At 66.3% G+C, this 24690-nt stretch carries 25 protein-coding genes; 24 read left to right on the plus strand and 1 reads right to left on the minus strand.

The genetic code is table 11. From position 1 onward, the window contains the following. The first annotated feature begins 209 nt into the window (after positions 1-209). From NM961_RS10400 to NM961_RS10420, 5 genes are read left to right on the plus strand one after another with little or no spacing between them, the layout of a single operon-like run. Positions 210-1577, plus strand: coding sequence for an ATP-dependent DNA helicase (locus NM961_RS10400; RefSeq protein ID WP_255914186.1), 1368 nt, complete (start codon positions 210-212; stop codon positions 1575-1577). A gap of 2 nt (positions 1578-1579) precedes the next feature. Next, positions 1580-1720, plus strand: a complete 141-nt coding sequence (locus tag NM961_RS10405) for a hypothetical protein (protein WP_255914187.1) — start codon at positions 1580-1582, stop codon at positions 1718-1720. After that, positions 1717-2085 (plus strand): hypothetical protein, encoded by a 369-nt coding sequence (locus tag NM961_RS10410; RefSeq protein WP_255914188.1) that lies wholly within the window; start codon positions 1717-1719, stop codon positions 2083-2085. Before NM961_RS10405 ends, NM961_RS10410 begins: the two co-directional genes overlap by 4 nt. Beyond that, entirely contained in the window at positions 2085-2375 is a 291-nt protein-coding gene (locus NM961_RS10415) for a hypothetical protein (protein WP_255914189.1), read from the plus strand. Before NM961_RS10410 ends, NM961_RS10415 begins: the two co-directional genes overlap by 1 nt. After that, positions 2372-2791, plus strand: coding sequence for a hypothetical protein (locus NM961_RS10420; protein ID WP_255914190.1), 420 nt, complete (start codon positions 2372-2374; stop codon positions 2789-2791). Before NM961_RS10415 ends, NM961_RS10420 begins: the two co-directional genes overlap by 4 nt. Position 2792: 1 nt before the next feature. Here the strand turns inward: NM961_RS10420 and NM961_RS10425 are convergent, their stop codons facing one another. Then, a complete protein-coding gene (locus NM961_RS10425; protein ID WP_255914191.1) occupies positions 2793-3596 on the minus strand; it encodes a TIR domain-containing protein in 804 nt (267 codons plus the stop codon). Positions 3597-3861: 265 nt separating this feature from the next. Here NM961_RS10425 and NM961_RS10430 point away from each other — a divergent pair, with 265 nt between their 5' ends. The 19 genes from NM961_RS10430 to NM961_RS10520 all read left to right on the plus strand — a co-directional run bounded on the left by NM961_RS10430 (position 3862) and on the right by NM961_RS10520 (position 24687). After that, positions 3862-4719, plus strand: a complete 858-nt coding sequence (locus NM961_RS10430; RefSeq protein WP_255914192.1) for a Gp49 family protein — start codon at positions 3862-3864, stop codon at positions 4717-4719. Between the two features lie 87 nt (positions 4720-4806). Then, the gene (locus NM961_RS10435) at positions 4807-5406 is read left to right on the plus strand and encodes a glycoside hydrolase family 19 protein (protein WP_255914193.1); all 600 of its coding nucleotides are present in this window, start codon (positions 4807-4809) and stop codon (positions 5404-5406) included. A gap of 49 nt (positions 5407-5455) precedes the next feature. Continuing rightward, positions 5456-5737 (plus strand): phage holin family protein, encoded by a 282-nt coding sequence (locus NM961_RS10440; protein ID WP_255914194.1) that lies wholly within the window; start codon positions 5456-5458, stop codon positions 5735-5737. Positions 5738-5739: 2 nt separating this feature from the next. Further along, on the plus strand, positions 5740-6429 hold the full coding sequence (locus NM961_RS10445) for a hypothetical protein (RefSeq protein ID WP_255914195.1): 690 nt from the start codon (positions 5740-5742) through the stop codon (positions 6427-6429). 207 nt (positions 6430-6636) lie between these two features. Further along, positions 6637-7155, plus strand: a complete 519-nt coding sequence (locus NM961_RS10450; protein ID WP_255914196.1) for a DUF1441 family protein — start codon at positions 6637-6639, stop codon at positions 7153-7155. Between the two features lie 22 nt (positions 7156-7177). After that, positions 7178-9250, plus strand: a complete 2073-nt coding sequence (locus NM961_RS10455; protein WP_255914197.1) for a terminase gpA endonuclease subunit — start codon at positions 7178-7180, stop codon at positions 9248-9250. Beyond that, positions 9247-9456 (plus strand): phage head-tail joining protein, encoded by a 210-nt coding sequence (locus tag NM961_RS10460; RefSeq protein ID WP_255914198.1) that lies wholly within the window; start codon positions 9247-9249, stop codon positions 9454-9456. The genes NM961_RS10455 and NM961_RS10460 overlap by 4 nt, the downstream gene beginning before the upstream one ends. Next, positions 9453-10937 carry a phage portal protein gene (locus tag NM961_RS10465; RefSeq protein ID WP_255914199.1) on the plus strand — a complete coding sequence of 495 codons (1485 nt, stop codon included), beginning with the start codon at positions 9453-9455 and terminating at the stop codon, positions 10935-10937. Before NM961_RS10460 ends, NM961_RS10465 begins: the two co-directional genes overlap by 4 nt. Positions 10938-10948: 11 nt before the next feature. Continuing rightward, on the plus strand, positions 10949-12892 hold the full coding sequence (locus NM961_RS10470; protein WP_255914200.1) for a prohead protease/major capsid protein fusion protein: 1944 nt from the start codon (positions 10949-10951) through the stop codon (positions 12890-12892). 75 nt (positions 12893-12967) lie between these two features. Further along, positions 12968-13354 (plus strand): DUF2190 family protein, encoded by a 387-nt coding sequence (locus tag NM961_RS10475; RefSeq protein ID WP_255914201.1) that lies wholly within the window; start codon positions 12968-12970, stop codon positions 13352-13354. Positions 13355-13400: 46 nt separating this feature from the next. After that, a complete protein-coding gene (locus NM961_RS10480; RefSeq protein ID WP_255914203.1) occupies positions 13401-13727 on the plus strand; it encodes a hypothetical protein in 327 nt (108 codons plus the stop codon). Next, entirely contained in the window at positions 13720-14199 is a 480-nt protein-coding gene (locus tag NM961_RS10485) for a hypothetical protein (RefSeq protein ID WP_255914204.1), read from the plus strand. Before NM961_RS10480 ends, NM961_RS10485 begins: the two co-directional genes overlap by 8 nt. Before the next feature lie 9 nt (positions 14200-14208). Beyond that, positions 14209-15012, plus strand: a complete 804-nt coding sequence (locus tag NM961_RS10490) for a phage tail tube protein (RefSeq protein ID WP_255914205.1) — start codon at positions 14209-14211, stop codon at positions 15010-15012. Between the two features lie 77 nt (positions 15013-15089). Continuing rightward, positions 15090-15530 (plus strand): outer membrane protein assembly factor BamD, encoded by a 441-nt coding sequence (locus NM961_RS10495; protein WP_255914206.1) that lies wholly within the window; start codon positions 15090-15092, stop codon positions 15528-15530. A gap of 77 nt (positions 15531-15607) precedes the next feature. After that, the gene (locus NM961_RS10500; protein ID WP_255914207.1) at positions 15608-16174 is read left to right on the plus strand and encodes a hypothetical protein; all 567 of its coding nucleotides are present in this window, start codon (positions 15608-15610) and stop codon (positions 16172-16174) included. A 3-nt stretch (positions 16175-16177) separates the two neighbouring features. Next, positions 16178-19678: a tape measure protein gene (locus NM961_RS10505; protein ID WP_255914209.1), complete on the plus strand. Its 3501-nt coding sequence runs from the start codon at positions 16178-16180 to the stop codon at positions 19676-19678. A 3-nt stretch (positions 19679-19681) separates the two neighbouring features. Continuing rightward, entirely contained in the window at positions 19682-20092 is a 411-nt protein-coding gene (locus NM961_RS10510) for a hypothetical protein (RefSeq protein ID WP_255914210.1), read from the plus strand. A gap of 3 nt (positions 20093-20095) precedes the next feature. Continuing rightward, positions 20096-23662: a hypothetical protein gene (locus NM961_RS10515; protein ID WP_255914211.1), complete on the plus strand. Its 3567-nt coding sequence runs from the start codon at positions 20096-20098 to the stop codon at positions 23660-23662. Continuing rightward, complete coding sequence (locus NM961_RS10520; protein ID WP_255914213.1) at positions 23662-24687, plus strand: hypothetical protein; 1026 nt, start codon at positions 23662-23664, stop codon at positions 24685-24687. Before NM961_RS10515 ends, NM961_RS10520 begins: the two co-directional genes overlap by 1 nt. Positions 24688-24690: the final 3 nt, after the last annotated feature.

Consider the following 24690-nt stretch of genomic DNA (forward strand, 5'->3'; position numbering starts at 1 on the left):
CTTTCTCTACCGCGCAACGCACTGAATTTTTTCGTTTTTCACCCACTACGGTAGAGGTAGAGACCTCCTATAGGGAAAAGATGAAAAAACCCCTATAGGTCTACCACTCTACCGTTTCCCTGTTTTTCAACGCCGTCAAAAGCTTACGTCACAAAAGCGGTAGAGAGAGACAGTAGAGGAATTTCTCTACCATTTCAGAGACCACGAAAATGCAGCTGACAGCCCAACAACAGGCCGCGTACACCGCCATCACCGGCTTCGCCAACGGCGCCCACGACGCGCTGGTGATGACGCTCGAGGGGTACGCCGGCACCGGCAAGACCTTCCTCGTCGCCGCCATCGTGCGCGAGCTCGCCGCGCGCCAGGCCATTGGCGTGGCGGCGCCGACCAACAAGGCCGTGGCCGTGCTCCGGGAAAAGATCGAGGCCGCCGGCGAAATCGTCGGCGTTGACTTCGGCAGCATCCACAGCTTCATGGGCCTGCGCATGAAAGAGCGCGACGACGGCACCCACGAATGCCGCCCCGAGGGCGAGAACCGGGTCCGCGACTTCTCCCTGATCGTGGTCGACGAATGCAGCATGCTCGGCGACGAACTCTTCAACCGGCTCATGCAGAGCGCGGCGGCGTCGGGGACACGGATCCTGTTCGTTGGCGATCCCGCGCAGCTGCCGCCGGTGGATGGCCGCCGCGCCAACGCCGACAGCTCGCCGACATTCACCCGCGTCCAGCACAAGGCCGTGCTCACGGACGTCGTCCGCCAAGCCCGTGACAACCCCATCATCGGGCTGTCGCTGTCGATCCGGCGCGCGATCGAGCGCGGGCAGCGTATGCCGCACATGGAGCTGGCCGAGGGCTGCCCGCCGGCGCCGTCGAACGCCTGCTATGTCGGCGGTGGCCGGGATACGCTGCTGTCGTGGGCGCTGTACGACATCCGCGACGGCCACGACACCCGTATCCTCGCGTTCCGCAACCAGGCCGTGGTCGACTACAACCACGAAATCCATGCCGCCCTGCATGGCACGGCCACGCCCTTCGCCGCCGGCGAGATCGTGATGCTGCAGGAGAGCCACGACGCGCGCATGCACGGCGTCGGCGCCGATCCTGCACGGGCGCCGCGCCAAACCCTGTTCAACAGCGAAGAATGCACGGTGCTGTCGATCGAGCGCGCCAACCACCCGTACTACCCGCAAATCCAGGCTTGGGCGCTCATCCTCGAACGCGAAACCGGGGCGAAGGTCGTGTGCTGGTACGCCGACAGCCAGGACCAGCTGCAGCGCCAGATCTCGCAGCTGTTCAGCGAAGCCGCCCAACTGAAAGGCGAACTGGCGCTGCAACGCGATGCCGCGAAGGACGAGCGCCGGCGCGATCTCATCAAGCAGGCGTGGGCGCTCAAGAACGCATTCGCGCCGCTGCGCCACATCTACGCCATGACCGTTCACAAGAGCCAGGGCAGCACCCTGCATACGGCGCTGATCGACCTCAGCGACATCCACCGCATCCAGGACGACTTCAGCTACAACCGGGCCCTTTATGTCGCCGTGACCCGGGCCAGCGACCACCTGGCGCTGGTGGTCTGAACATGCGCGAGCTCATCCAGCAGCTGGCGCGCGAATTCGTCCTCGTCTACGAAGCCGTGCGCACGGCCGCCGGCGAAGCCGCGGCACTGGCCCACGACCTGGTCCAGGCCGCGCGCAGGGCCTGGCGGGAGGCGCGGGCGTGATCGAGCTCGAGCTCCCCATCGAAACCGTGAGCGAAGCCAACACCCACACCCATTGGCGGGAGCGCCAGCGCCGGGCCAAGAAACAGCGGCAGGAGGCTGCCCGGGCGCTGGAGCGCGCGATCACGGCCCGGGGCGGTCAGCCGCTGGAGATGCCGCTACAGGTGACGCTGGTGCGGGTCGGCCCGCGCGCGCTCGACAGCGACAACCTGCAGGGCGCGCTGAAACACGTCCGCGACGGCATCGCCGACGCCGTCGGTATCGACGACCGCGACAGCCGCTACCACTGGCGCTACGAACAAGCCCGCGGCCGCCCCCTGGCGGTGCGCATCACCATCGAGATCGAGCAGTCTGAGGAGGCCGCGTAATGGGGCAAGCATTCCATCGTCGTGTGAAAACCCCGATGGCCGGGACCGGCCGGCGTCGCCTGGACCAGGACATGATCGACGACGCCTGGCAGCGCCTGCAGCGCGACCCCAGGCAGCCGCGCGAGATCTACCTGCTCGATACCTCGCATGGCCTGCAGCTGAAGCTGGGCAAGCCCCGCGAATGCGTCACGGCCGCGGTCCTGGTCGGCGCTTACACCAAGGTCGTCGCGCTGGAGCAGCTGCGCGAAGACGTCGGCATCGCCTTCAACGAACTCGCGGTGGCGGCATGACCCAGGTCAGCCTATTCGACGCCTACGTCCGCCGGCGCCTGGATGCCTGGGGCCGGGAATTTGCCCTGCACCGCGACGCCGAAATCCTGGGCCACAAGTCGAAGGACATGCTGCAGGTCCTGATCGAGCACAAGGGCGAGATGCCGCCGAGGCCGACCGGCTGGCGGCCGCTGTTGATTCCGCCGACGGAAATGCAGATCGAGGACATTGTCCACGGCATAGCCCTGGACGCGCCCCTGCTCGCTTCCGTGCTCAGGGCCTTCTACTGCGGTACCGGCCGGCAGCGCGTCGAGCGCCTGGAGACGGCGCGCTTGCTCACGGGCCTGGAGATGGGGCCGCGGCAGTACTACGCCTACCACGACCTAGGTTTTCAGCGGGTGGCGGGGTCGCTGGCGCAGATATCAAGAGCCGCGTGACTCAGAGCTGTTCTATCCCGCCCTCTGGCTTACCATCTTCACCTTCAGAACTAACGTCGCGCCATAACCCGTGCTGGATGTAATACTTCCTGCCATTTGCGTCAAAAAAGAGCTTTTGTCCGTCAGCGTTCGAACCCGCAGGCGACTTGGCCCATCGGTCCAGTCTTTTACTATGCAGTTTGAGATTTGGGCCGATCTCACCAATACCCGGCATTGTTTGCAACTCAAGCTCGCGCATGCGGTTACTTAGCGCGCGCGTCACCTCGAGAATCTCGTTCAACACATCACCTTGCTGGCGCAAAGGGGGCGCTTTTCCTGGCTTGTTTTCCTTAAGGGCCTCCGCAAAGCTGTGTTCGAATTGCGGCCAATAGGTGTCAAACACATCCGTGACTGTGCGGTCACGAAGCCTGTTCTCTCCAAGCGCCGCATTGAGCGTGAACACCAGATTTTTCATGCCTTCGCGGTTCGGCACCGTATGATTGAACTGCGCAAGTGGGTCTTGGATGTCCTTGGCCTCCAGGTCAACCAGCAGCGTGCAAACGCGAGATGTTGATAGACCTTTCGCGAGCGCACCGGCCTCGAAGAGAATCCACGGCCGCTCACGGTTTTCCATCGTCAACACCACCACACCGATAGATGTGTCCTTCAACTGATCGTGAATTTCGCTGAACCACAGCGAGCCGCGATCAATGTCGCGTGTTGATATCCATGGCCTGCAGTTCTGAAGCACACAGCTGATCCAATCGGACAGCAGCTCAGCGACTGCCTTGCTCCGCGCCCCCGACCACGAAATAAACACTTTCATAACACCCCCTTTGTTGTGAGCATCCTACCCATGGCCGGGCGCCGCCGCACGCCGCAATGCTCCTTGTGTGCGCACAGAAACTGTGTAAGATCCATCACGCTCGATAGCTGTCACTGAAACCCGGCCCCGGCCGGGTTTTTTCGTTTCTGGCCGGCCGTCGGACCACCTTCAGCTTTGACTGCGCCGACAGGCGCCGGCCTCCCATCTCGGAGCCGCGGGCGCAAGCGCCGCCGCACAGCCGTGTCTTTTGTCGCACGAGGAAGTCATGAACGATCCGATTCAGGCCGCCATCGCGGCCAAGGGCCTGTCTGCGCCGCGCGTCACGCCGGCCGACGTGCAGGCCTCCATCAAGAGCGAGTTCTATTTCACCGCCGCCGACGGCGTCATGGGTGCCTCGGAACTTGGCACGCGCCCCGCTGGCCGCGCCGAGTCGCTGAACCGCCTCACGTTCTGCGTACTGGTGCTGGACAACGGATTCACGGTCACCGGCGAGAGCGCATGCGCCAGCCCGGCGAACTTCGATCCCGAAGTCGGTCGCCTCGCCGCGCGCCGCAGCGCTGAGACCAAGATATGGCCGCTGCTGGGCTTCCGCCTGCGCGATCAGCTGGCCGCGGCGGACGCGCCCACGGGCACCGCGGTTTCGGGGCCGCCCGCCGGGGCCGCGCCGATCACCGCGTTCCGCGACGGCGTCGTGCAGACCGCGGCGTCTGTGGAGGCATTCGGGGCCAGTACCTGGTTCCTGGTCAATCTCCAGCTGAATGGCGCCCTCTCCGAGAAGCTGTCCGACGTGCAGCGCGCCCGCGTGTACCGCAACACCTACTGCAACGCCGACGGCTCGATCGCCGGCACCAGTGCGCCGCCGCTCGTGTTCCAGCAGGGCGGCACCGTGGCCGAGACGGAGCTCCTGAACCGCTGCAACGTCTCACCGCGCGCGTTCGAAGTCGAACAGGGACCGGTCGAAGGCCGCCCCTTCGGCGGCTACATCCTCGGCCGCCAGCGCCTGGCCGATGTCATCGGCGGCGGAGTGACGGTGCTGTCCGTTCGCGCGCAGTCGTGGCCCGATTTCGACGCCTACTGCCGTCGCGTCGGCGCCGAGCTGAGGGCCCGGAGCCGTGGCGCGTGAGCATCGCCGACTGGCAGCTGTGGATGGCCGGCGCCTTGCTCGCCGCCGCAACTGCCAGCGTTCTGTACTGGCGCACTGGCCGCTGATATGGACGTCGCAACCTTCGCCCGTGCCACGGGGTGCTCGAACGCGACTGCGTTGCGCTGGGTCGGCCCGGTGTCGCTGGCCGCGGTCGAATTCGGCATCCTGAATCCGCGGCATTTCACTATGTGGCTGGCCAACATCGGGCACGAGTCCGGCGGCTTCCGCCACACGCGCGAGCTGTGGGGACCAACGCCGCAACAGCTGCGCTACGAGCGCGACTTCGAACAGCCATGGCCGGCGACGGCGGAGCAAGCCCGCGAAAAGGCCTTTGCGCGTAATCGCCTCGCGTGGCTGCTGGGCAATACCGAGCCCGGCGACGGCCGCCGCTTTGCAGGCCACGGCCTGATCCAGGTCACGGGCCGCACGAACCACATGCGCTGCGGCAGCGCGCTCGGACTCGACCTTGCAGCGCAACCGGAATTGCTGGAGCTGGAAGCCCCTGCAGCACGCAGTGCGGGCTGGTTCTGGCGCATCCACGGCATGGCCGCACTCGCTGACGCCGGCGACTTCGCCGGCATCGTCCGCCGGATCAACGGCGGGAACAACGGCCTGGACGATCGCATTGCGCGCTGGGAGCGCGCAGAGCGCGCACTGGCTAACTGACCCATTGGCTGACGAGGGTGTCGGCATGAAACACGGAAACCACCACGCCATGAGCCAGCACGATCAGACCCTGCTCGGCATGATCGCCGTCGGCGTCGCTGTTGCGTTGAGCAAGTTGTTGGTCACGGCAGAGCCCATTACCTGGCGCGCGCTCGTCGGGCGCTCCCTGGTGGGCGGCACCACAGCCCTGATCTCCGGCGTTGCCCTGGCACTGTGGACGGACCTGCCGCCGCCGGCGATCTATGGCCTGGCCAGCTTATGCGCGCATGTGGGCGCCGAGGGGCTGATGGCCTATGCCGGCAACTACCTCAACCGCAAGAAGGACAGCTGACCATGGGCGCCATGCTCGGTTCGCTGCTCGGTGGCACCTGGCGCTTGCTGCGTGCTGTGCCCCTGCCTGTCTACCTGGCTGCGGCTGTGGCGCTGTGGGCCTGGCACTGGCACGCGGGCGCTGTTGCCGATGCCCGCGCCGCCGGCGACATCAGCGCGCGCCAGGCGCTGTCTGTGTCGCTGATGCAGGCGCACGCCGCCGCTGCTGTGCGCTACACCCAGGCCGCTGATGCAGAGGGCAGGGCTCAGGCATTCGAGCAGGGGCTGAATCGCTGCATCGGCACGCGCACGGCCATGGACACGCTGACCCAGGCCATCCTGGGCGAGCGCGAACGCGCCCGGGCCCAGGCCGAGCGCGCCCTTACATCCACCCAGCAGGAGCTGGCCCATGCGTATGAACTCTCTGCTGACCGGTGTGCTGATCAGCCTGTCCCTGCTGCTGTTATCCGGGTGCTCGATGTCGCGGCCTTTGGCCAGGCTGGCGCCGACGCCAACCCAGTCCGTGCTGGTGCCGGTGCTGCAGTACGCGCCCGCACCGTCAGCGCTGACGGCACCGACCCCGATTCCTCCTCGGCCGGTACGACGTATCGAGACCTCGCAGGATGGATAGGCGTGGGCTGGGCGCCGGCGCTACACAGCTGCAACGCTGACAAGTCCGGTCTCGCCGATCTGCACACGCCCGACGCGCCCTGACCGCTCCACCGACCAGGCAATCTGCCATGTTGCGTCGCAGCAACACCAGGGGGGCGCGGGTCCTCCCCAGGCGCCCCCCAACCACGGGGGCAACGACTCGCGGGTTTCGACAGTTTTTTCGGATTTCTAGGCCGCCACCACCACAAGGCTGAAATCTAAGCGGGACAAGGGCTAGATACTGGCGGGACTGGCGGATTTATGGGTGAAGTGACGCATCTGGCCGACGGCGTGATGTCGTTCTCTCTCCGCCGCCTGGCCGACGAGCTGGGAATGGACCGGGATGCCCTGCGAAAGCGCATCGCGGCCTACGGTGTGAAGCCGGCGGCACGGCGGGCCGGCCACCCGGTGTATCGGCTGCGGGACGTAATCCCGGCCCTGTACGCGCGGCCGGATGATTCGGGGGAGGACGGCCACCTCGACCCATTGAAGATGACGCCGACGGATCGGAAGGCGCATTACCAAGCCGAGAACGAGCGGCTGAGGTTCTTGGCCGAGTGTGGACAGCTTGTGCTGGCGCCCCAGGCCAAGGACGAGTTGGCATTCGTGGCCAAGACCGTATCGCGATTTCACCGGACGCTGGCGGACACCTTCGAGCGCGATACGCGGTGCCCACCGGAGTACACCGAGGCGCTGGAGCGCTTGGTGCGTCGCCTTGGCGAAGATCTGGCGGCTGCCATCGGCGACTTTGAGGCGGGCGAGGACGACGATGTACGCATCCGCTCGTGACCTTCGGGTCGAGACAGCCCCCATGTATGCGCCACCGGCCGATATCAGCGTATTCGACGCAGTATGCGAGGTGCTGCATACCGCTTCGGGTCGTTACGACGGCGAGCTGTCGCCGTACATGCGCAAGCCGTGCGATGCCCTGGCTTCGCGCCGGCGCAAGGCGGTGGTCTTTGCCGGCCCTGGCCGCTGCAGCAAGTCCGCGGCGCTGATCGACGGCTGGACCGCGCGCAACCGCGTCTATGCGCCGGGCGACCAGTTGCTGGTGCACGCCAGCCAGGACCTGGCGCGCTACTACAGCAAGATTCGGCTGGACCGGATCATCCAGGCTTCCCCGGAGTTGCGCAGCAGGCTGTCGCCGCGCAAGCAGGACGACAATACTTTCGACAAGATCTGGCGCGCTGGGGATGTGCTGTCAATCGGCTGGCCGTCCGGCGCGCAGCTGTCCGCCCGCGATTTTCAGTACGTGGCGATCACCGAATACGACTTGGCCGACGACGATATTGACGGCGAAGGCACGTTGTACCAACTGGCCGCAATGCGCACACAGACGTACCTGTCGGCCGGCAAAGTGGTGGTTGAATCCTCTGTGCGCCGCGAGTACCGCGACGCCAGCTGGGAGCCTCCGCCGGGCTTTCCGCACATGGCACCGCCGGCAACAGGCATCACCGCGCTGTACAACAGCGGCACGCGAAACTGGCTGTACTGGCGCTGCCCGGAATGCCATCGGCCTCTGCAGCTCCATCCGGACATCCACGTGATGTTCTGCCTGCCGCCGCTGGATCAACTGACCGACGACCTGGCCGGCGTCGAGCCGCGCACCTGGGCGAAGAAGTTCTCGAAGGTCGTCTGCCGCAACCACGGCTGTGGCGTGCCGATTGAGGAGCGCTGGAAGCGGCAGCTCAACAAAGCGTCGGTTTGGGTGCCGGACGGCTGCGCCCTGGACGAGGACAACGAGATCCAGGGCGAGGAAATCGAAACCGACATCGACAGCTATCAGCTGTCGTGCGTGGCCGCCTGCTATGCAGCATGGCCCAACATCCTCGAGAAGTACGCGGTCGCAGTGCAGTCGTATCTGAGGACCGGGTCGGAAGTGGACATCAAATCCACAGTGAATCTTGACCAGGGCCGCGTCTATCTGCCCCTCGCGGCGCGCAAGCGCGCGAAAGACAGCGAGCTGAAAAAGCGCGCGGAGGCGCTGCCAAAACACGCGGTACCGCCGGGCGCCCGATTCCTGCTGGCGCAGGTCGATGTGCAAGCCGGTAAACAGCCGCGGTTCGATGTGCAGATCGTCGGTATCGGCCCAGGCCGCGAGCGCTGGATTGTCGATCGCTTCCCGATCAAGACATCGCGGCGACCGCTGGAGATTGTCGACGGGGTGCAGAAGTACCACCCCATCGACCCGGCGCTGTACAGCGAGGATTGGCACCGCATCAAGGACAAGGTCGCGGCGCGGAGATACCCGCTCGGCGACGGCAGCGGCCGCACGATGCCCGTGCGCTTCACGATCTGCGACTCGGGCGGCAAGGCCGGCGTAACCGCTCGCGCATACGAATTTTTTCGTTGGTTGCGCTCCAACCCGGACAACGGCGACCTGTTCACGCGCTTCCGCCTCTACAAGGGCGCCGAGCGCGAGAACGCGAAGACAATCGAGGAGCGGTATCCGGACGCGAGTGATCGCGCCGACCGCTTCAGCGGCGCAATCGGCGACGTGCCGGTGCTGATGGTCAACGTGACCACGCTGAAAGACACCGTGCTGAACGACGTGCTGCGCAGCACGCCGGGCCCCGGGTTCTACCACTTCCCGAACTGGCTGCCGGATTCCTACTACCGCGAGTTCGCCGCGGAAACGCGCACAGCGAGGCGCTGGGAGCGCGTGGAAGGCAAGCCGCCCAACGAGGCAATCGACCTCGGCGTGATGTGCGAGATCGCGATTCTTCGCCTCGGCGCCGATCGCGATGAGTTCTGGCGCGACCCGCCGCCGTGGGCCAGGTCCTGGGATGAAAATCCGGATGTGCGAGCGCATGACGCGCCGCCACCGCCACCGCCGGAGCCGCCTGCGCGGCGCCCGGCCCCGTATCTGATGGGGCACCGATGAGCTTTACCACCGACCAGCTCGAAGCACTGGAAGTCGCGATCGCCAGCGGCACACTCAAAGTGCGCCACGGCGACCGCGAGGAAACCTTCCAGAGCCTGGATGCGCTAATCCGCCTGCGCGATCGCATCCGCGCTGAACTGGGCCTGGTCGGCGCCAACAACGGCCGCTCCGTGGGCTACGCGACGCACAGCAAGGGCCTGGGATGAACCTGCTCGACCAGATTATTTCGTGGGTGTCGCCCGCGGCCGGCCTCGCGCGTGCGCGCCATCGCCTCCAGCTCGACCAGGTGCGCCGCTATGAGGGCGCGGCCCATGGCCGCCGCACCGACAGCTGGCTCACGCGCAGCACCAGCGCCAACGCCGAGCTGCAGCTGGCCCTGCCGAAACTGCGCGACCGACACCGCGACCTGGTGCGCAACAACGGCTGGGTACTGCGCGCCAAGCAGGCCGTGGTCGCGCACACGATCGGGCATGGCATCACGTCGAAGCTGCGCGCCAACAAGACCGCCCAGAAGCGCTGGAACGCATGGGCAAACAGCACCGCCTGCGACGCCGACGGCCGCCACAACTGGTACGGCCTGCAAGCCCTGATCTGGGGCACGGTGTTCGAAGCCGGCGAGTGCCTGATTCGACGTCGCTGGCGCCGACCGGAAGACGGCTTCGCGATTCCGATGCAGCTGCAGGTGCTGGAGCCAGACCGTCTCGACCACAGCAAGACGGAACTGCTCGACAGCGGCCGCATCGTGCAGGGCGTGCAGTTCAATGCCTGGGGTCAGCGTATCGGCTACTGGCTGTTTCCGGAGCATCCGGGCGACCTGATCGGTGTCGCGGCGGCGTCCGAGTTCGTCGCCGCGGCCGATATCCTACACATCTTCCGTCAGGATCGGCCGGAGCAGGTGCGCGGCGTGCCGTGGGGGGCGGCGAATATCGTCACCGTCCGCGACATGGACGACTGCGAGGACGCGTTCCTGTTCCGCCAGAAGATCGCCAACTGCCAGGTCGGCGTCATCTACGACGAAAACCCGCAGGCACCGCAGGGCCAGAATCAGCCAGCGATGTCCGAGGCCTTCCAGCCGGGGCGCTTCGATTACCTGCGCCCGGGCCAGAAGATCGCGTTCAACACGCCGCCACCGGCGAGCGATATCAACCCGATGCTGCGGCACTACCTGCTGCGCATTGCCATGACCTATGGCATCACCTACGCCGCCCTGACAGGCGACCTGACGCGGGTCAATTTCAGCTCTGGCCGCATGGGCAATATCGACATGGGCCGGAACATCACGCAGTGGCAGTGGCTCACGCTGGCGCCGCAGCTGCTCGACCCTGTCGTCGCGTGGTTCGGCGAAGCCCTGGCAATGACCGGCATGGCCGTGCGCGACCTCATCGCCGACCACGGCATGCCGCGGCGCGAGATGATCGACCCGGGCAAGGAGATTGCCGCGATCGTTGCAGCGATCCGTGCGGGATTGACTACGCTGCCGGCCGCGCTGCGCGAGCTGGGCGAGGACGCCGACGAGCTTCTCGATGAGTACGCCGCGACGAACGCCGTGCTCGACAAGCTCGGCCTGAAGCTCGACAGCGACCCGCGCAACGGCACGGCCAAGGCCTCGAAATCCGGCGCCCGCAGCAAGCGGCGCGTCACCACGCGCGCGAAGTCGCGCCCCGCCGCCGCCGCCAAGGCCGCATAGGAGAAACAGCAATGCCACAGCTCAACCAGCGGCAGCGGGTCGAGGGCCCGCCGCTTGCGCGCGCCGTCGCGGTCGATGCGTCGGCGGTGAACCGCGAAACCCGAACGGTGCGACTGTCGTTCTCCAGCGAGGATGCGCTCGTGCCGCGCTACAACTGGTGGGACGAGGCGTGGCTGGAGCGCCTCGGCCACAAAGACGACGAGGTTGACCTCTCGTTCATCGACAGCGGCAATGCGCCGGCGCTGTGGGGCCATGATCGCTGGTCGCGCAGCAGCATGGTGGGCGTGGTCGAAAAGGCCTGGATCGAGGGCTCGCGCTGCCTCGCCGACGTTCGCATTTCGCAGCGCGAGGACGCTGACAGCCTGCTCACGGATATCGAAGACGGCATCGTCCGCAATGTCAGCGTCGGTTACACCATCTCCGAGCGCACCCTCGTCAAGCAGAACAAGGACGGGCCCGACGAATACCGCGTCACCAGCTGGCGCCCCCTGGAAATTTCATTCGTCCCGCTCCCGGCGGACGAGAGCGTAGGAGTCGGCCGGTCCGACGACGCCACGCCGCACCGTCGTTACATCGTGACCACCATCGAGGAAACGAAAATGCCGAACCCCGTGCAGAATCCGCCGGCACCGCAGCCGGATGTGACTGCCGTCGCCGCGGAAGCGGCCCGCGCGGCCGTGGCCGCCGAGCGTGCGCGCACCGCCGAGATCCAGGCCCTGGTCGCGCGCCACGACCTGGGCGAGCAGTTCCTGCGCGAAGCCCTGGCCGGCGCCGACACCATCGACGCCATTCGCGCGAAAGCGCTCGAAGCGATGGCCGCGCGCCAGCCGACCTACCTGCCGTCGATGCGTATCCCGGTCGACCAGCAGGACAAGCAGCGCGCCGCCGCCACGGCGTGGCTGCTGCACCGCGGCGGCGAGCGCATCGACGTCAAGGAGCTGGACGGCAACAACTACCGCGGCATGTCGCTCCTGGACGTCGCCCGCGAATGCCTGCAGCAGCGCGGCATCAGCCCCCGTGGCATGACAAACACCGAGATCGCGGCGCGCGCGGTTGCGCACAGCACCAGCGATTTCCCGATCGTCATGCAGAACGTGATGCACAAGACGATGGACGCTGCCTACCTGTCCATTCCGTTCGTCTGGCGTGAGTTCTGCGCCATCGGCAGCCTCAGCGACTTCCGCCCCCACTATCGTTACCGGATGGGCAGCTTCGGCAACCTCGCCGAAGTAAAAGAAAACGGTCTGTTCACCTACGGCACGCTCTCGGATGCCGAGCGCGAAAGCATCGTCGCGAAGACGAAGGGAAAGCTGCTGAGCATCAGCCGCCAGATGATCATCAACGATGACCTGGGCGCCTTCATCGGCCTGACCCGCGAAATGGGCCAGGGCGCGGGCCGAACCGTCGAGGACGATGTTTTCTCGCTGCTGCTGAGCAACCCCAACACCGGCGATGGTGGCGCGCTGTTCAACGCGACCGCGAACACCACGCCCGGCGGCCACGCGAACCTCAACGCCTCCGGCGCCGCGCCCACGGTTGCCGGCTTCGACGCCGCGCGCCAGGCCATGGCGGTGCAGCGCAACGTCGGCGGCACCGACTACATCAGCGTCAGCCCGGCGATCTGGCTGGGCCCGGTGTCGCTCGCCGGCCAGGCCAAGGTCGTCAACGAGGCGCAGTACGACATCGACCAGAGCAACAAGCAGAACTACCCGAACAAGAGCCGCGGGCTCGTGCAGAAGGTGGTCGAGTCGCCGCGCCTGACTGGCAATCAGTGGTACCTGTTCGCCGACCCGCGCATCAGTGCCGTGCTGGAAGTGGGCTTCCTCAATGGCCAGCAGACGCCGTACTCGGAAATGAAGGAGGGATTCGAACAGGACGGTGTGACCTGGAAGATCCGCCACGACTACGGCGTCGCCGCCGTGGGCTTCCGCGGCGCGCACAAGGTGACCTGGTAACCGGCGCCGAAACCACCATGCAATGCGACGAGTGGCCCGCCTTGAGCGGGCCTCGTCGTTTCTGGAGAACCGAAAATGGCAAAGAATCTCGTACAGGACGGCGGCATCATCGCCTGGACCAACGTCAGCGGCGCGAACGTCGTGTCGGGCCAAGTCATCAAGGTCGGGCACACCATCGGCGTCGCGCTCGTCGACATCGCCACCAACGCGACCGGCAGCGTGGACTGCACGCCCGGCCGCGTATTCACCGCGCCCAAGGTCTCGGCGGCGGTGTTCGTGGCCGGCGAAAAGCTGCTGTGGGACGTGAGCGCAAACAGCGGCGCCGGCGCCTTCGACGACAGCGCGGCCACGCCCGCCACGGGCGATCTGCTGGGGGCCGTAGTGGCCGTGCTTCCCGGCACGAACACGGAAACCACCTGCACTGTGATGCTCACCCCGGGCAACGCGACCCTGACCGCATAACCACCTATCGGGCGGCCGGCCAGCGCCGGCCGCCTGGAGCCAACCCATGCCCGCATCCACCGCTTTTGCTGCCCGTTTCGACGAGCGGCACCATTCGCGCTTTGCCCACCGCGGCATGGGCGCCGGCACCGGCCAGTACACCGCGCCGGGCGCTGACACCAGCACGGACGCGCGCGTCTACATCAACCGCTCGCAGAGCACGGTAGGCGAGTACCAGCAGCAGGTGGTCGACGTCGTGACCATCGAATACTTCCTCGCCGACGTGGTGCCGGCAGTTGACGGCGTGCTGGTGCTCGACGGCGAAACCTGGATCAACGATTCGGAGACCAACAACGATGGCTCGCTGAGCACATGGGCGGTGCGCCGTGGCTGATCCGACCGAACCGCTTTGCGAGCAGGCCCTGCAGCTCATCGTCGAGATGCTGCAGCAGATCACCACGGCCCGCGGCTATTACACGGATCTGGGCGCCGGCGACATTTCGACCGAGCCCACCCAGCGACCGGCCAACACGGCCGATGCCTATGTGGTGCTGACCGAAACCGCCGTCACCGTGAGCAGCGAAGGCACGCGCACGGTGAACAGCAGCATGACCGTCGTTATCGAGTTCGTCGTGCCCTGCGGCGGCACCAACCGGCGCCCCGCAAACCTGGCTCGCCGCGGCCGCGATGACATCGTGCGGGCGCTGCGCACGCCGCTGCGCGACCGCCTGCCGGGCGTCCGCACCATCAGCGTGGACCAGACCCAGCGCCTCATTTTCGACGACCAGCGCTACGTCAACTCCGTCATCGGCCAAGCCACCGCCACGGTGGGGCTGACTGCAACCCTCCCTCCCGCAACACCCTGAGGTAACCCTATGACCACGCCTGCAGTCCGGCAATTCGCCGGCGACATCCGTTTCTGGGAAGTGCAGTCCAACGGCGACCGCCTCCCCGTCATCCCCGAGCCCACCGACATCTCCGGCAATCAGCCGGTCGAAACCGACTCGTTCACCTTCACCTACACGGATGGCGGCGAAGTCAGCCTGGTGAGCAAGCGCCGCGGCGCGCCCTACAATCAGCCGTTCTACACGGACACGAAGCCGGGCACTACGACGCTGTCCACGACCCTGTTGGAGCTGCCGCCGCTGATCCTGGCGCGCATGCTGTTCGGCTCCAGCAGCACCGCCATCGTGAGCGCCGGCACCGCCACCGCGGTTTCCGTGGTGCTGCCGGCAAACCTGGACGTGCCGGTGCAGCTCGCGCACCGCATGCTGACCAATGCCGCGGTGACGATCACCAACGAGGACGCCAGCGTCACCTACGATGTCGACGACGATTACGTCATCGACCGCCGCCGCGGCCAGCTGATCATCCCCGCTGGCAGCCTGATCACCGCCAGCAGCACGATCAAGGCGACCTACAGCTACGCTGCGCACGTTTCGACCACGATCATTGGCGGCGCCACGCCGTCCAAGAAGTTCTACATAACCGGCGACATGGAAGACCGGGTGAGCGGCGAGAACGGCGAAATGACCGTGCCCCAGGCCAAACTCACCGTGGACGGTGAAATCGACTGGCTCTCCAGTGACCCGATCCAGTGCACGCTGACCGGCCCCTGCGAGATCACGCTGGGCTTCACCTCGCCGTACGTCTTCGTCACGTACAAGGCCTCGGCCTAAGCCGCCGCCGACGCGGGCCGGGTTGACACCGGCCCGCGTCGGCGTAGCGTAGTCCACCTTTCCAGGCGGAGGTGGGTATGCGGTTGCTGATTGTGTTCGGTATCGCCCTGGCGCTGGCCGGGTGCGACAAGTCGGAAGAAGACGCACGGCGAGCGCTCACCGCTGCGCAGGCTGTACAGAACGAAGGGCGCATGTTCGTCGCGCTCGAAGCCTTTGAGGCGATAGGGAAAAAATATCCTCAGACCACGGCGGCAACAGATGCAATGAACGCGGCTCGCCCACTGCGGCAGCAATTCGTCGCAGCGAGAAATGCCTGCGACTCATATGCTCTGGATGTGGGCGAGCCGCCGAATGAAGTCGGTGACCTATATCGAAATCCGCCGGGCGTGAAGGGTTGGCGCGGACCTTACGCCGCGCCTGGGCAGCTCGGGCAGTTCGGCCAATGGGCGGCGGCGACAAGATGCGACCTGTTCAAGGAACGATGGCCGGCTGACAATCAGCCGAGCGCAAACTTGTAAGCCCTCCAGCGGCAAAGCGAGCGCACAACTGAGAATCGACAGACCCCGCTCCGGCGGGGTTTTTTTGTGGGTGAAATATGGCCTTTCAGATAGACGCACGCGGCGCCTATCGGGCCGGCAAGCGCTTCAAGTCCACGGCGCAGAAGCTGGCGCAGGCCGAAGAACTGGCAGCGGCCACGCTGGCGCGCCGCATCGTTCCCGAGTTCGTCCGGGATGCGCTGGAAACGCACAACATCAAGGCGGCGCGAGTTCGCGAAAGCTCGGGCGTGCGCCGCGACGGCAATGTCGTGACGCTGACCGGTTACCACCGCGGAACAGGCCTATTGCAGTTCAGTGCGAAGGCGAGCCGCGCAACTGGCGTGACCGTGACCGTTACGCATGCCCGCGGCCCGGCCGTCTTGCGGCACGCATTCATTGCCCTGGGCCTGAGTGACAACAAGCACGTTTTCGAGCGCGACGTGAGCCGCCCGAAGCGCGTGATGCAGAAGGGCAACTACAAGGGCGAGCGGCGCCAGCCGATCAAGTCCATCTACGGCCCCAGCGTGGCGCAAATCCTGCGCAATCCGGCGCGACAAGAGCGCCTCCGAAATTTTGCACAAAAGATCCTGTCGAGCGAGATCCGCCGACAGCTCGCGAGGTTGTGAGCGATGGCAAACAAGAACGACGAACGCATCCGGTTTGTTGCTGAAGTCGAAGGGACCGAGAAGGTCAAAGCGACTGGCGACGCCTTCGACGTCGTCGGCAAGGCGGCTGAAGCCGCTGACCCGAAAGCGGCAGCGCTGATGGATCAGCTGGATCGCGCGACGCGCCTGGACAGGGCTGTCAGCGGCTTTGCCGGCCTGTCGGCGCAGCTGCAGGAGACCGGGGACAAGCTCTTTCTCGCGCAGCGCCGCGCCGCCGCGCTGGAGGAAGAATTCAACAACACCCTCTCGCCGACGAAGAAGCTCCAAACTGATCTCGCCAAGGCGCGCATCGAAGTCGCGCGCCTGACGGACGCGCAGGGGCGGCAGACCGCAGAGCTGAAGCGCGCCGAGAACGTGATCCGCGGCGCCGGCATCAGCCTGGACAAGCTGGCGCAATCGCAGGGCGCGGTGCGCGCAGCTGCGGCGCAGTCCGTCGCGGCCGTGCGCAGCTACGGCGCTGAGCTGTCCAAGACCAGCGACAAGGCTGCGGCCAGCACTGGCATATTCCAGCGCCTGCGCGGCGCCATCGCTGGCGTATTCGCCGGGCTCACACTGCGCGGGGCGGCCGAAGGCGTCAAAGACATTGCATTGCTCGGCGACCAGGCCGAGCGCACCCGCAACCAATTCACGCAAATGTACGGTTCGGCTGCCGCCGGCAATGCCGCGCTGGCCGAGCTGAACAAGTTCGCGGCCGCCAATGGCCTGGCGCTCGACGCGACACAGAAGTCCGCTGCGAAGCTGAAGAATTTCGGCCTGGACCCGCTCGCCGGGTCGCTGCGTGCGCTGGTCAATCAGAACGCCGCCGCGGGCGGCAGCATGGAGGATCTGGACGGAAAGATCCTGGCCGTCGGCCAGGCCTGGGCGAAGCAGAAACTGCAGGGCGAGGAAATCCTGCAGCTGGTCGAGCGCGGCGTGCCGGTGTGGGAGGCGCTGGTGCGCTCCACCGGCAAGAGTGTGGCCGAGCTGCAGAAACTCAGCGAGGCCGGGAAGCTCGGCCGCAAGGAAATTTCCGGCCTGCTGGCCGAAATCGACAAGATGAACACCGGTGCGGCCGCGCGCAACGCCGGCACGCTGTCCGGGCAGTTCCAGCAGCTCACTGGCCGCATCCGCGAGTTTTTCACCCAGGTGTCCAACAGCGGCACCCTGGATTACCTCAAAGGGCAGCTGGTCGCGCTGAATAAGTACATCGCCGACATGGCCGCTTCCGGCCAGCTCGCGCGGCTCGCGCAGTCGATTTCCGACGGCATCGTCGGAACTGGCCAGGCCATCGCTGGTGTGGTCGGCTTCGTCAAAGACTACGGCGAGCAGATCCTGCTGCTGGCGCGTGCGTACCTGGTGTTCAAGGGCGCCAGCGTGGTGACCAGCGTACTGTCTGGTATCACCAAGGGCTTTGGCGATGCCGCCGCGGGCGCAGCTGGCGCTACCAGCGCGGCCGGCAAGTTCGGTGCTTCGTTGCGCGGCCTGGTGAAAGGGCCGCTGATGTTCGCGGCAATCACTGCCGCTGCCGACTTCACCCTGGGGCAGATCGAGAAATTGGTATCGGTCACGCAGGAGTACTTCGACGTCCAAGAAAAGCTGCGCCGGCAGCAGGAAGAATTGAAGGCCCAGCGCGAAGCCCTGCAGTCCCAGGCGCGCGCTACTGCAGCCGCGTTCAAGGGCGCCGGGGACATCCAGATCCAGACCGCGGAAGCGGTCGGCCGGATGACAAAGACGCAAATCCAGGCCTACATAGTTGGCCTGCAGAATGCGTATCGTGAACTCGGTGCGCTCCGGGTAAGGGCCAACGAGCTTGGCGACGCGCAGGGAGCGGCCAAGCTCACCGCGCGCCTCCGTGAGCTGGTGGTTGCCGTAGGTGAAGCGAACGCCGCGCTGTCTACAGTGAACAGCTCCGGCGCTGCCGGCGCTGGTGAGTTCTCGCGCAAGATAGCCGCCGACCTCGAAGCGGCCATTGCGACCGGCAAGAGTGCCGCCGCGGCCCTGTCGGGCATTTTCGACCAGGTTGACCTGGGCACGCCCAAGGGCGTGAAAGACGTGGTCGATACCCTGCTGGTAGTCGGCCCGCGTGCGCGGGACGCCCGGGCGGCGCTGGAGAGCGAGCTGGGCGCGGCGCTGGAGAAGCTGAGCGGCGAGCAGCTGCGCCTGTTCCAGCTCCGCGCCGAGAAGGCCTTTCAGGCCGCTGGGGGCGGCGCAAAGGAGCTGGCGCTGCTGATGAACAGCGCGCTTGCCGTGGCCATGGCCAGGCTGGGCGTCGACGCCGGCAAGATGGGCTTTGCGTTCACCGAGAGCGGCCGCGACATGATCGCGACGTTCCAGGCCGTCACGGAGAATGCGCAGGCATCCAGCCAGCAGATCACCACGGCATTCAATGCCGCCCTGGAAAAGGCCACCACGAAACAGGAGGCTGAGGCGCTGGGCGCGGCGATCAAGGCCGCCGGTGAGCAGGGCAAGGTCGGCATCGACCAGGCGAAGGACGCGGCCACGGCGCTGTCCTTGCGCTTGCGCGAGATTGCGGCGCAGGCTGATCCGCTGGCCGACCAGTTCGCGAAATTCGGCATCAAGACCCAGGCCGAACTGGCCCTGGCGCGCGATAGCGCGGAGCGCTTCTACCTGGCCGTGGTCGACGGCGCCCGCAAGGGCAAGTACGCCCAGGAAGACGTGCGCGCTGCGTTCATGGCCTACGCGGAGGCAGCGCGCGCTGCGGTCGCCAACAGCACAGCAGCCGCGCGCCAGCAGGTCGAGGCGCAGTTGCGGGCGAAGGCCGCGGCCCTGGGCCTGCGCGATGCGCTTGGCGATGTCGGAGCGGCAGGCCAGCAGGCAGGAACGGACGTGGCGGCCGGCGCGGGCCGGGCCGCGGAGGCGCTGAGCGACCTTGAGCAAGCCGCCGATGACGCGGCGGGCAGCGCATCCAAGCTCGGAGACAGCGCGGACGGCGCTGCGGAAGGGCTGGACAAGGTATCCCGCGCCGGCGCGCAGGCCACCGAGATCACGCTGGGCATGTCCAAGGCCTTCGCGGATGCGGCGACCAACGCGCAGGGCCTGGACCGCATCACGTTCACCGTGGGCGCCGAGCAGCAGCGCCAGGCCCAGGAGCTGCTGGAATCACTGCAGCAGCAGAATCTGCAGTACGACGAAATGGCCCAGCGCGTTGCCGCGCTGCGGCAGCAATTCAACTACCTGGGCGACGAGCAGCTGCAGCAGATCGCGCGCGAGCAGCAGCAGCTGGAGCAGAACCGGCAGCGCAAGCAGCAGGAGCTGGAAGACCAGCGCCAGAAGCAGCGAGAACAGCAGGCCAGCAGCAGCGGCGGCGCCGGCGGGGTGACCCGCGTCGAGTTCGTCCACCGCTTCGAGGGCGCGGGAAACTTCACCGAACAGCAGATCCAGGCGATGTTCCAGTCTACAGGCCTGCGCCAGTACATGGCGGGCGTCGTAGTCGACGAACTGCGCCGCAGCCGCAACGGAGGCTGACCAGTGCCTGACTTCATATCCATCAGCACGGTCACGGACCTGCCGCCAGATCTGCAGTGGATCGACGAGTACGCGGCAGGTTCCGACCTGGTCGGCCAGGAAGAAACCTACACGCTCACGGGCGCGCTGGTGGTCCAAGCCAGCGCGCGGCAGTCGGGCCGATTAATCACGCTGCAAGGCCGCCTCGAAGGTGACATCGGTTTTGCCCCTCTCACGCGCGCCCAGGTCGACGCGCTGCGCGTGCTCGCTGCGGTGCCTGGCGCGATCTACACGCTGACTCTCGCCGACGGCAGGACGTTCCCGGTGATGTTCCGGCGGGAGAACCCAGCGGTGCGCGCCGAGCCGCTGAAACACGTCGAACCCGCCGAGCCGGGCGATTACTACTTCTGCACGATCAACCTCATACAGGTATAAAACGTGGCCATCATTGCAACGGACCTGAAGTTTTTCCAAGCGGAACGCATGACCGACTTCGCCGACGGCGGCGGGCGGATCACGTCGGTGGAGATCATCGACAACGCGATTAACAACGTATTCCCGGATCGGAGCAACTTGGACGCGATCCTGGGTCGCGTGTCGCTGCGGAAGTTCTTTTTCCAGGTCCACACCGCGAACACGGACGCCTATCTCGGCGCCTTCATCTTTCTGACCGACCCGCCGGACGACCCGCTCGTACATGTCTCGCTGTTCGACACCGCGGACCCGGACGACGAGCGCGCAGCCGCACGCGGCTATGTCGAGGCGTACCGCACGCAAGGCACCAAATCGCAGTTCACCCTCTACGGTCTCCACCTCGCCGGACAGACCACGATCCAGGTGTATTGCCGGTCGGAAATCGCATCGCCGGACATCGGTGACGTGCTGTGCCTGTCAGTAGAGGCGGCCGGCTACACGCCGGCGCAGCAGTTCGTGCGGGTGCAGGAAGTGGCGAGCCGGCAGACGGTAACTTTCGAGGATGCGCAGGGCGAGTTCCGCCGCGACGTGCTGCTCATCACGATCACGACGCCGCTGGGCCAGGCGTTCGTCGGCCAGGAAGATCCCGCGCGGCTCACTGGCGTGAATCCGCCGCCCACGCGCATTCGTCGCACCCAGGTCGCGAACGCCGCGCGCTACTACACGGTGATGCCGCTGGCGGCGCCGGCGGACGAGGGCGATCTGACTATCCAGATCGCCACGCCGTATATCTCGCTGGTGCCCAGCTCCCAGGCGGAAACGCCGCTGACGGACGTGCGGGCCGGCATGCCCACGGTGGCCCTGGTGCGCTCGGGCGCGCTCGACTCGCTGACCTACGCGGGCACGATGACGGGCGCCGCTGGCGTCGAAGTGGTGCGCTACCTCGGCTCGCCGTACATGCGGCGCAGCCTGAACATCTCCATCGGCGCGGTGGCGCTGCGCGACGACGGCAGCGGCGGTATCGTCGCGGTGAACCCGTCGGATACCGGCTGGAGCGGCACGGCCGATTACGAAAGCGGTGGGTTTTCGGTCGCGCGCGATGTTGGCTATAGCGGCGCGGCCACTGTCACGGCGACGCCTGCCGGCGCGGTTGCTGAGCAGGGTTTCAGCCTGGCCGTGCCGATCACCGCCGCGAACCGCCAGATTTCCTACGTCCAGCAGCTGCCGAATTTTCCAGCGCCAGGCACTATCTACTGGGACTATCGCGCCCTGGGGCGCTGGATCCGGCTCAGTGACAACGGCGCAGGCCTGCTCACCGGCGGCACCGGCGAAGGCAGCGCTACCTACAACGCGGCGACGGGCTCTATCGCTGCAACGCTGGGCGCGCTTCCGGATGTCGATTCTGCGCTGATCGTGTCCTGGGGCACCGATAACCGCGCGCGCAACAGCTCGGGCGAAATCACCGTCCCCACGCCGCGGTACCGCCAGCAGCTCGATCACCAGGGGTGCATGCCCGGCACGCTCATCATGGGCTGGACCACAGGCGGCGTTGCAAAGTCGGCCACGGCCAATGCCGCGGGCGTGATCAGCGGTGACGCCAGCGGAAGCATCGAGCACAACACGTCTATCGTCGATTTCTCGCTGACCGCGTTTCCGGATGCGCAGATCACGTACAGCTACGACTACGCCGACGGCGGCGGCGTGCATATCGAGACCTTCACGCCGTCGCCTTCCGGCGGGGCTGTCACGTTCACGCTCGCGCATCCGCCGCAGCCTGGCACGGTCGGCGCGCAGTGGAATGTTTCGTACGAAGCGAATCCGACGCTGGTCGGCCTGGGGCGCGCCATCAATGTTGCGATCGGTGACGACGGCGTCGGCGGCTGGATACACACGCTTGCGCCGGGGACGGGCAGCATCGACTACGGCGACGGCGAATGCGTGATCACGGTCGAAGCCGACGTGCCTGCGTACCTGCCTCAGTTCGGCCGCGCGCAGAACACGGCCACCGGCGGTACCGGCATCTACGCGCGCACCAGCACCCTTGCTGACGTCGGCTGCAAGTTCGCGACCGGAACGCCGATCGTGGTGCGCTACATCGAGGCCGGCACCGCCGTGGTCAGCACCAGTGAGGGCCACTCGCTGCCTGCGATCCGCGTCTACCTCGGCGATGGCGCGGCAGGCCCTGCAGTGCCCGGCAGCGTGCGATTCACTTTCCGCGGCCGCGAGTATGTCGACCGCGGTGGCAGCCTGGTCTACGACGTTTCGCCGCTGACCAACGCCGGCACCGTGGGCGGCAGTTACGACTACAGCAGCAACACCGCGACGATCACGGCAATTGGGGCCGGCTCCAGCAACGTCGTCTCGATTCGCTCGCTGCTGACGCGCTATTTCGAATCGGGCGTGTCGAACATGATGTTTCGCACGCCTGGCGCGCCGCTGCGTGCCGGGTCTTTCACCGTCCGCGCGACGACAATGGATGGCGTACTACTGACTGGCAGCGCCGACATCAACGGCATCATCACCGGCTCGCAGCTGAAGGGCGTCGTTGACTGGGAAACCGGCGTCGTGCAGCTCAGTTTCGGCGGGCTGGTCACCGCGGCCGGCAACGAAGGCGAGCCCTGGTACGACGCGGCGTATGTCGTGGGCGGCCAGATCTGGAAACCGCGCCAGGTCGATCCGAGCAGTGTCTACATTGGCACCGTTGTATACCGCTCAATCCCCGCAGATCCTGCAATCATCGGCATTGACCCAGTGCGCCTTCCGCTCGATGGCCGCGTGCCCGCGTACCAGGCGGGCGGCGTGCTGGTGATCCATCACACGCAAGTCACTTCCGTCGCCACGCCGGTCGCGGGCGCAACTGAAGACCTGGGCCGCGAGCAGATCGGAACGATTGAGGTTTTCGACAGCGCCGGAACGCCCATCGTCGACACCTGGTACGACATCGATCTGACCGCGGGCACGCTCACCTGGTCGGACCCGCTCAACCTTTCCGCGTACACGCTTCCAGCGATCATTCGCGACCGCATCGAGCAGGCGGTCCAGTGCTCCGATGTCCAGATCACCGGCGAGCTTGGCCTGCAGGCGCCGCTCGCGCGCGATTTTCCGGCCGGCACGATGGTTTCGTCGGCGATCGCTGTCGGCGATATGCAGGCGCGCTACACCGGTCTTTTCGATCAGCAGACCTATGTGCCCGGCCAGTGGCTGGACGTGGTCGCCGGCGCACCCGCGGCGGCTAGCTACAACGATGCGGTCTACCCGATTGCCGTCAACAACCGCGCCGCGATCGACCAGCGTTGGGCTGTGGTTTTCACGGCACCGACGACAGTCAACGTGATCGGGGAGACCGCTGGCCAGGTCCTGTCCGGCGTGAGCATCACGGGCGACATCGCGCCGGTCAACCCGGTCACTGGCACGCCGTATTTCACGATCGACGCGGATGGCTGGGGCGGCGGTTGGGCCGCCGGCAATGTGCTGCGATTCAACACAGTCAGCGCAACAAAACCGATCTGGGCCGCCCGCACGACGCTACAGGGCGAGATCACCGAGCTGACCGACTCGGTCCGGATCCAGGCATTTGGGAACGCACACTGATGACAACGACGCGAGTTTTTCAAAGCACGGACACCAGCGCGCCGGTACTCACCGGGCAAGTAGGATCCCTCGCGGCACTGCTGGAGGCCTGCCTCGTCGGCGTTGGCGGCGTCGCCTACGGCAGCGGCGGAACTGCGAAGACCGCAGCAGGCTGGACACTCGCATTCACCGCGACGAATAAGCGCGCATTCCGGAACTCGGTTGCCGCTGGTGGCACGGGCCACTACTTCCGCATCGACGACACCGGCGGCACCGCGGCTGGTGCGCGCGAAGCGGTGCTGAAGGGCTACGTGAGCATGAGCGATGTCGACACCGGCGTTGGCAGCGACATCATGCCGGATGCGACGCTGTATCCGAGCGGCGGATGGATCCTCAAATCCGACACCGCGACCAGCACCGCCCGGGCGTGGCGCATCATCGCCGATGAGATCTCCTGCCACCTCTGGGTCAGTGCGGACGGCGGGTTTTCGCAGGGGTTTCACAGCTTCGGAGATCTCGCCAGCGAAGTGCCCGGCGACAATTATCGAAGCTATGTCCTGTATCAAGCCTCGGTCTGGTCGAGCGGATCGAACGCATCCCGCGTTGCAACCGGCGCCGCTGAAACACTGCTCTCGCCGACGACGACGGCGCAGTCGCGCGGGCTGTCGATCATGCGCGCGCACGCTGGCGTTTCCGCCGGGTCGGTGCAGGCTGGACTGCCGGTGTTCGGTCGAGGGTCCGTGAATCCGCTCTCCGGCGCAAGCGGTGGTGCTGGTGCGCCGTGCACGTCTGCGACGTCACCCGGGTCTGGCGAGCGCTATTTCACGCCGCTGCTGGTCTGCGCCGAAGGCATGATCCGCGGCCGGTTGCGTGGCGTGTATTCGTGCCTGAACGATCTGCGCAGCGTTGCCAGCGGCACGCTGCAATCCTCGGCCTCTGGCCTGCCGGCCGGCTCGCAGCTGATGCTGTTGCAGGCCTGCAGCTCGGGCGCGGGCAACAACAGCAACGTTGGCACTATCGCGGTAGAAACCGCACTGGCGTGGTGAACT

This window comes from Tahibacter harae (assembly GCF_024437735.1).
GTDB classification, from domain to species: domain Bacteria; phylum Pseudomonadota; class Gammaproteobacteria; order Xanthomonadales; family Rhodanobacteraceae; genus Tahibacter; species Tahibacter harae.

Coding starts and splice junctions, on each gene's coding strand:
- NM961_RS10400 (WP_255914186.1), top strand. CDS start 210: ATGCAGCTGACAGCCCAACAACAGGCCGCGTACACCGCCATCACCGGC.
- NM961_RS10405 (WP_255914187.1), top strand. CDS start 1,580: ATGCGCGAGCTCATCCAGCAGCTGGCGCGCGAATTCGTCCTCGTCTAC.
- NM961_RS10415 (WP_255914189.1), top strand. CDS start 2,085: ATGGGGCAAGCATTCCATCGTCGTGTGAAAACCCCGATGGCCGGGACC.
- NM961_RS10420 (WP_255914190.1), top strand. CDS start 2,372: ATGACCCAGGTCAGCCTATTCGACGCCTACGTCCGCCGGCGCCTGGAT.
- NM961_RS10425 (WP_255914191.1), bottom strand. CDS start 3,596: ATGAAAGTGTTTATTTCGTGGTCGGGGGCGCGGAGCAAGGCAGTCGCT.
- NM961_RS10430 (WP_255914192.1), top strand. CDS start 3,862: ATGAACGATCCGATTCAGGCCGCCATCGCGGCCAAGGGCCTGTCTGCG.
- NM961_RS10435 (WP_255914193.1), top strand. CDS start 4,807: ATGGACGTCGCAACCTTCGCCCGTGCCACGGGGTGCTCGAACGCGACT.
- NM961_RS10440 (WP_255914194.1), top strand. CDS start 5,456: ATGAGCCAGCACGATCAGACCCTGCTCGGCATGATCGCCGTCGGCGTC.
- NM961_RS10445 (WP_255914195.1), top strand. CDS start 5,740: ATGGGCGCCATGCTCGGTTCGCTGCTCGGTGGCACCTGGCGCTTGCTG.
- NM961_RS10455 (WP_255914197.1), top strand. CDS start 7,178: ATGTATGCGCCACCGGCCGATATCAGCGTATTCGACGCAGTATGCGAG.
- NM961_RS10460 (WP_255914198.1), top strand. CDS start 9,247: ATGAGCTTTACCACCGACCAGCTCGAAGCACTGGAAGTCGCGATCGCC.
- NM961_RS10465 (WP_255914199.1), top strand. CDS start 9,453: ATGAACCTGCTCGACCAGATTATTTCGTGGGTGTCGCCCGCGGCCGGC.
- NM961_RS10470 (WP_255914200.1), top strand. CDS start 10,949: ATGCCACAGCTCAACCAGCGGCAGCGGGTCGAGGGCCCGCCGCTTGCG.
- NM961_RS10475 (WP_255914201.1), top strand. CDS start 12,968: ATGGCAAAGAATCTCGTACAGGACGGCGGCATCATCGCCTGGACCAAC.
- NM961_RS10480 (WP_255914203.1), top strand. CDS start 13,401: ATGCCCGCATCCACCGCTTTTGCTGCCCGTTTCGACGAGCGGCACCAT.
- NM961_RS10490 (WP_255914205.1), top strand. CDS start 14,209: ATGACCACGCCTGCAGTCCGGCAATTCGCCGGCGACATCCGTTTCTGG.
- NM961_RS10495 (WP_255914206.1), top strand. CDS start 15,090: ATGCGGTTGCTGATTGTGTTCGGTATCGCCCTGGCGCTGGCCGGGTGC.
- NM961_RS10500 (WP_255914207.1), top strand. CDS start 15,608: ATGGCCTTTCAGATAGACGCACGCGGCGCCTATCGGGCCGGCAAGCGC.
- NM961_RS10505 (WP_255914209.1), top strand. CDS start 16,178: ATGGCAAACAAGAACGACGAACGCATCCGGTTTGTTGCTGAAGTCGAA.
- NM961_RS10520 (WP_255914213.1), top strand. CDS start 23,662: ATGACAACGACGCGAGTTTTTCAAAGCACGGACACCAGCGCGCCGGTA.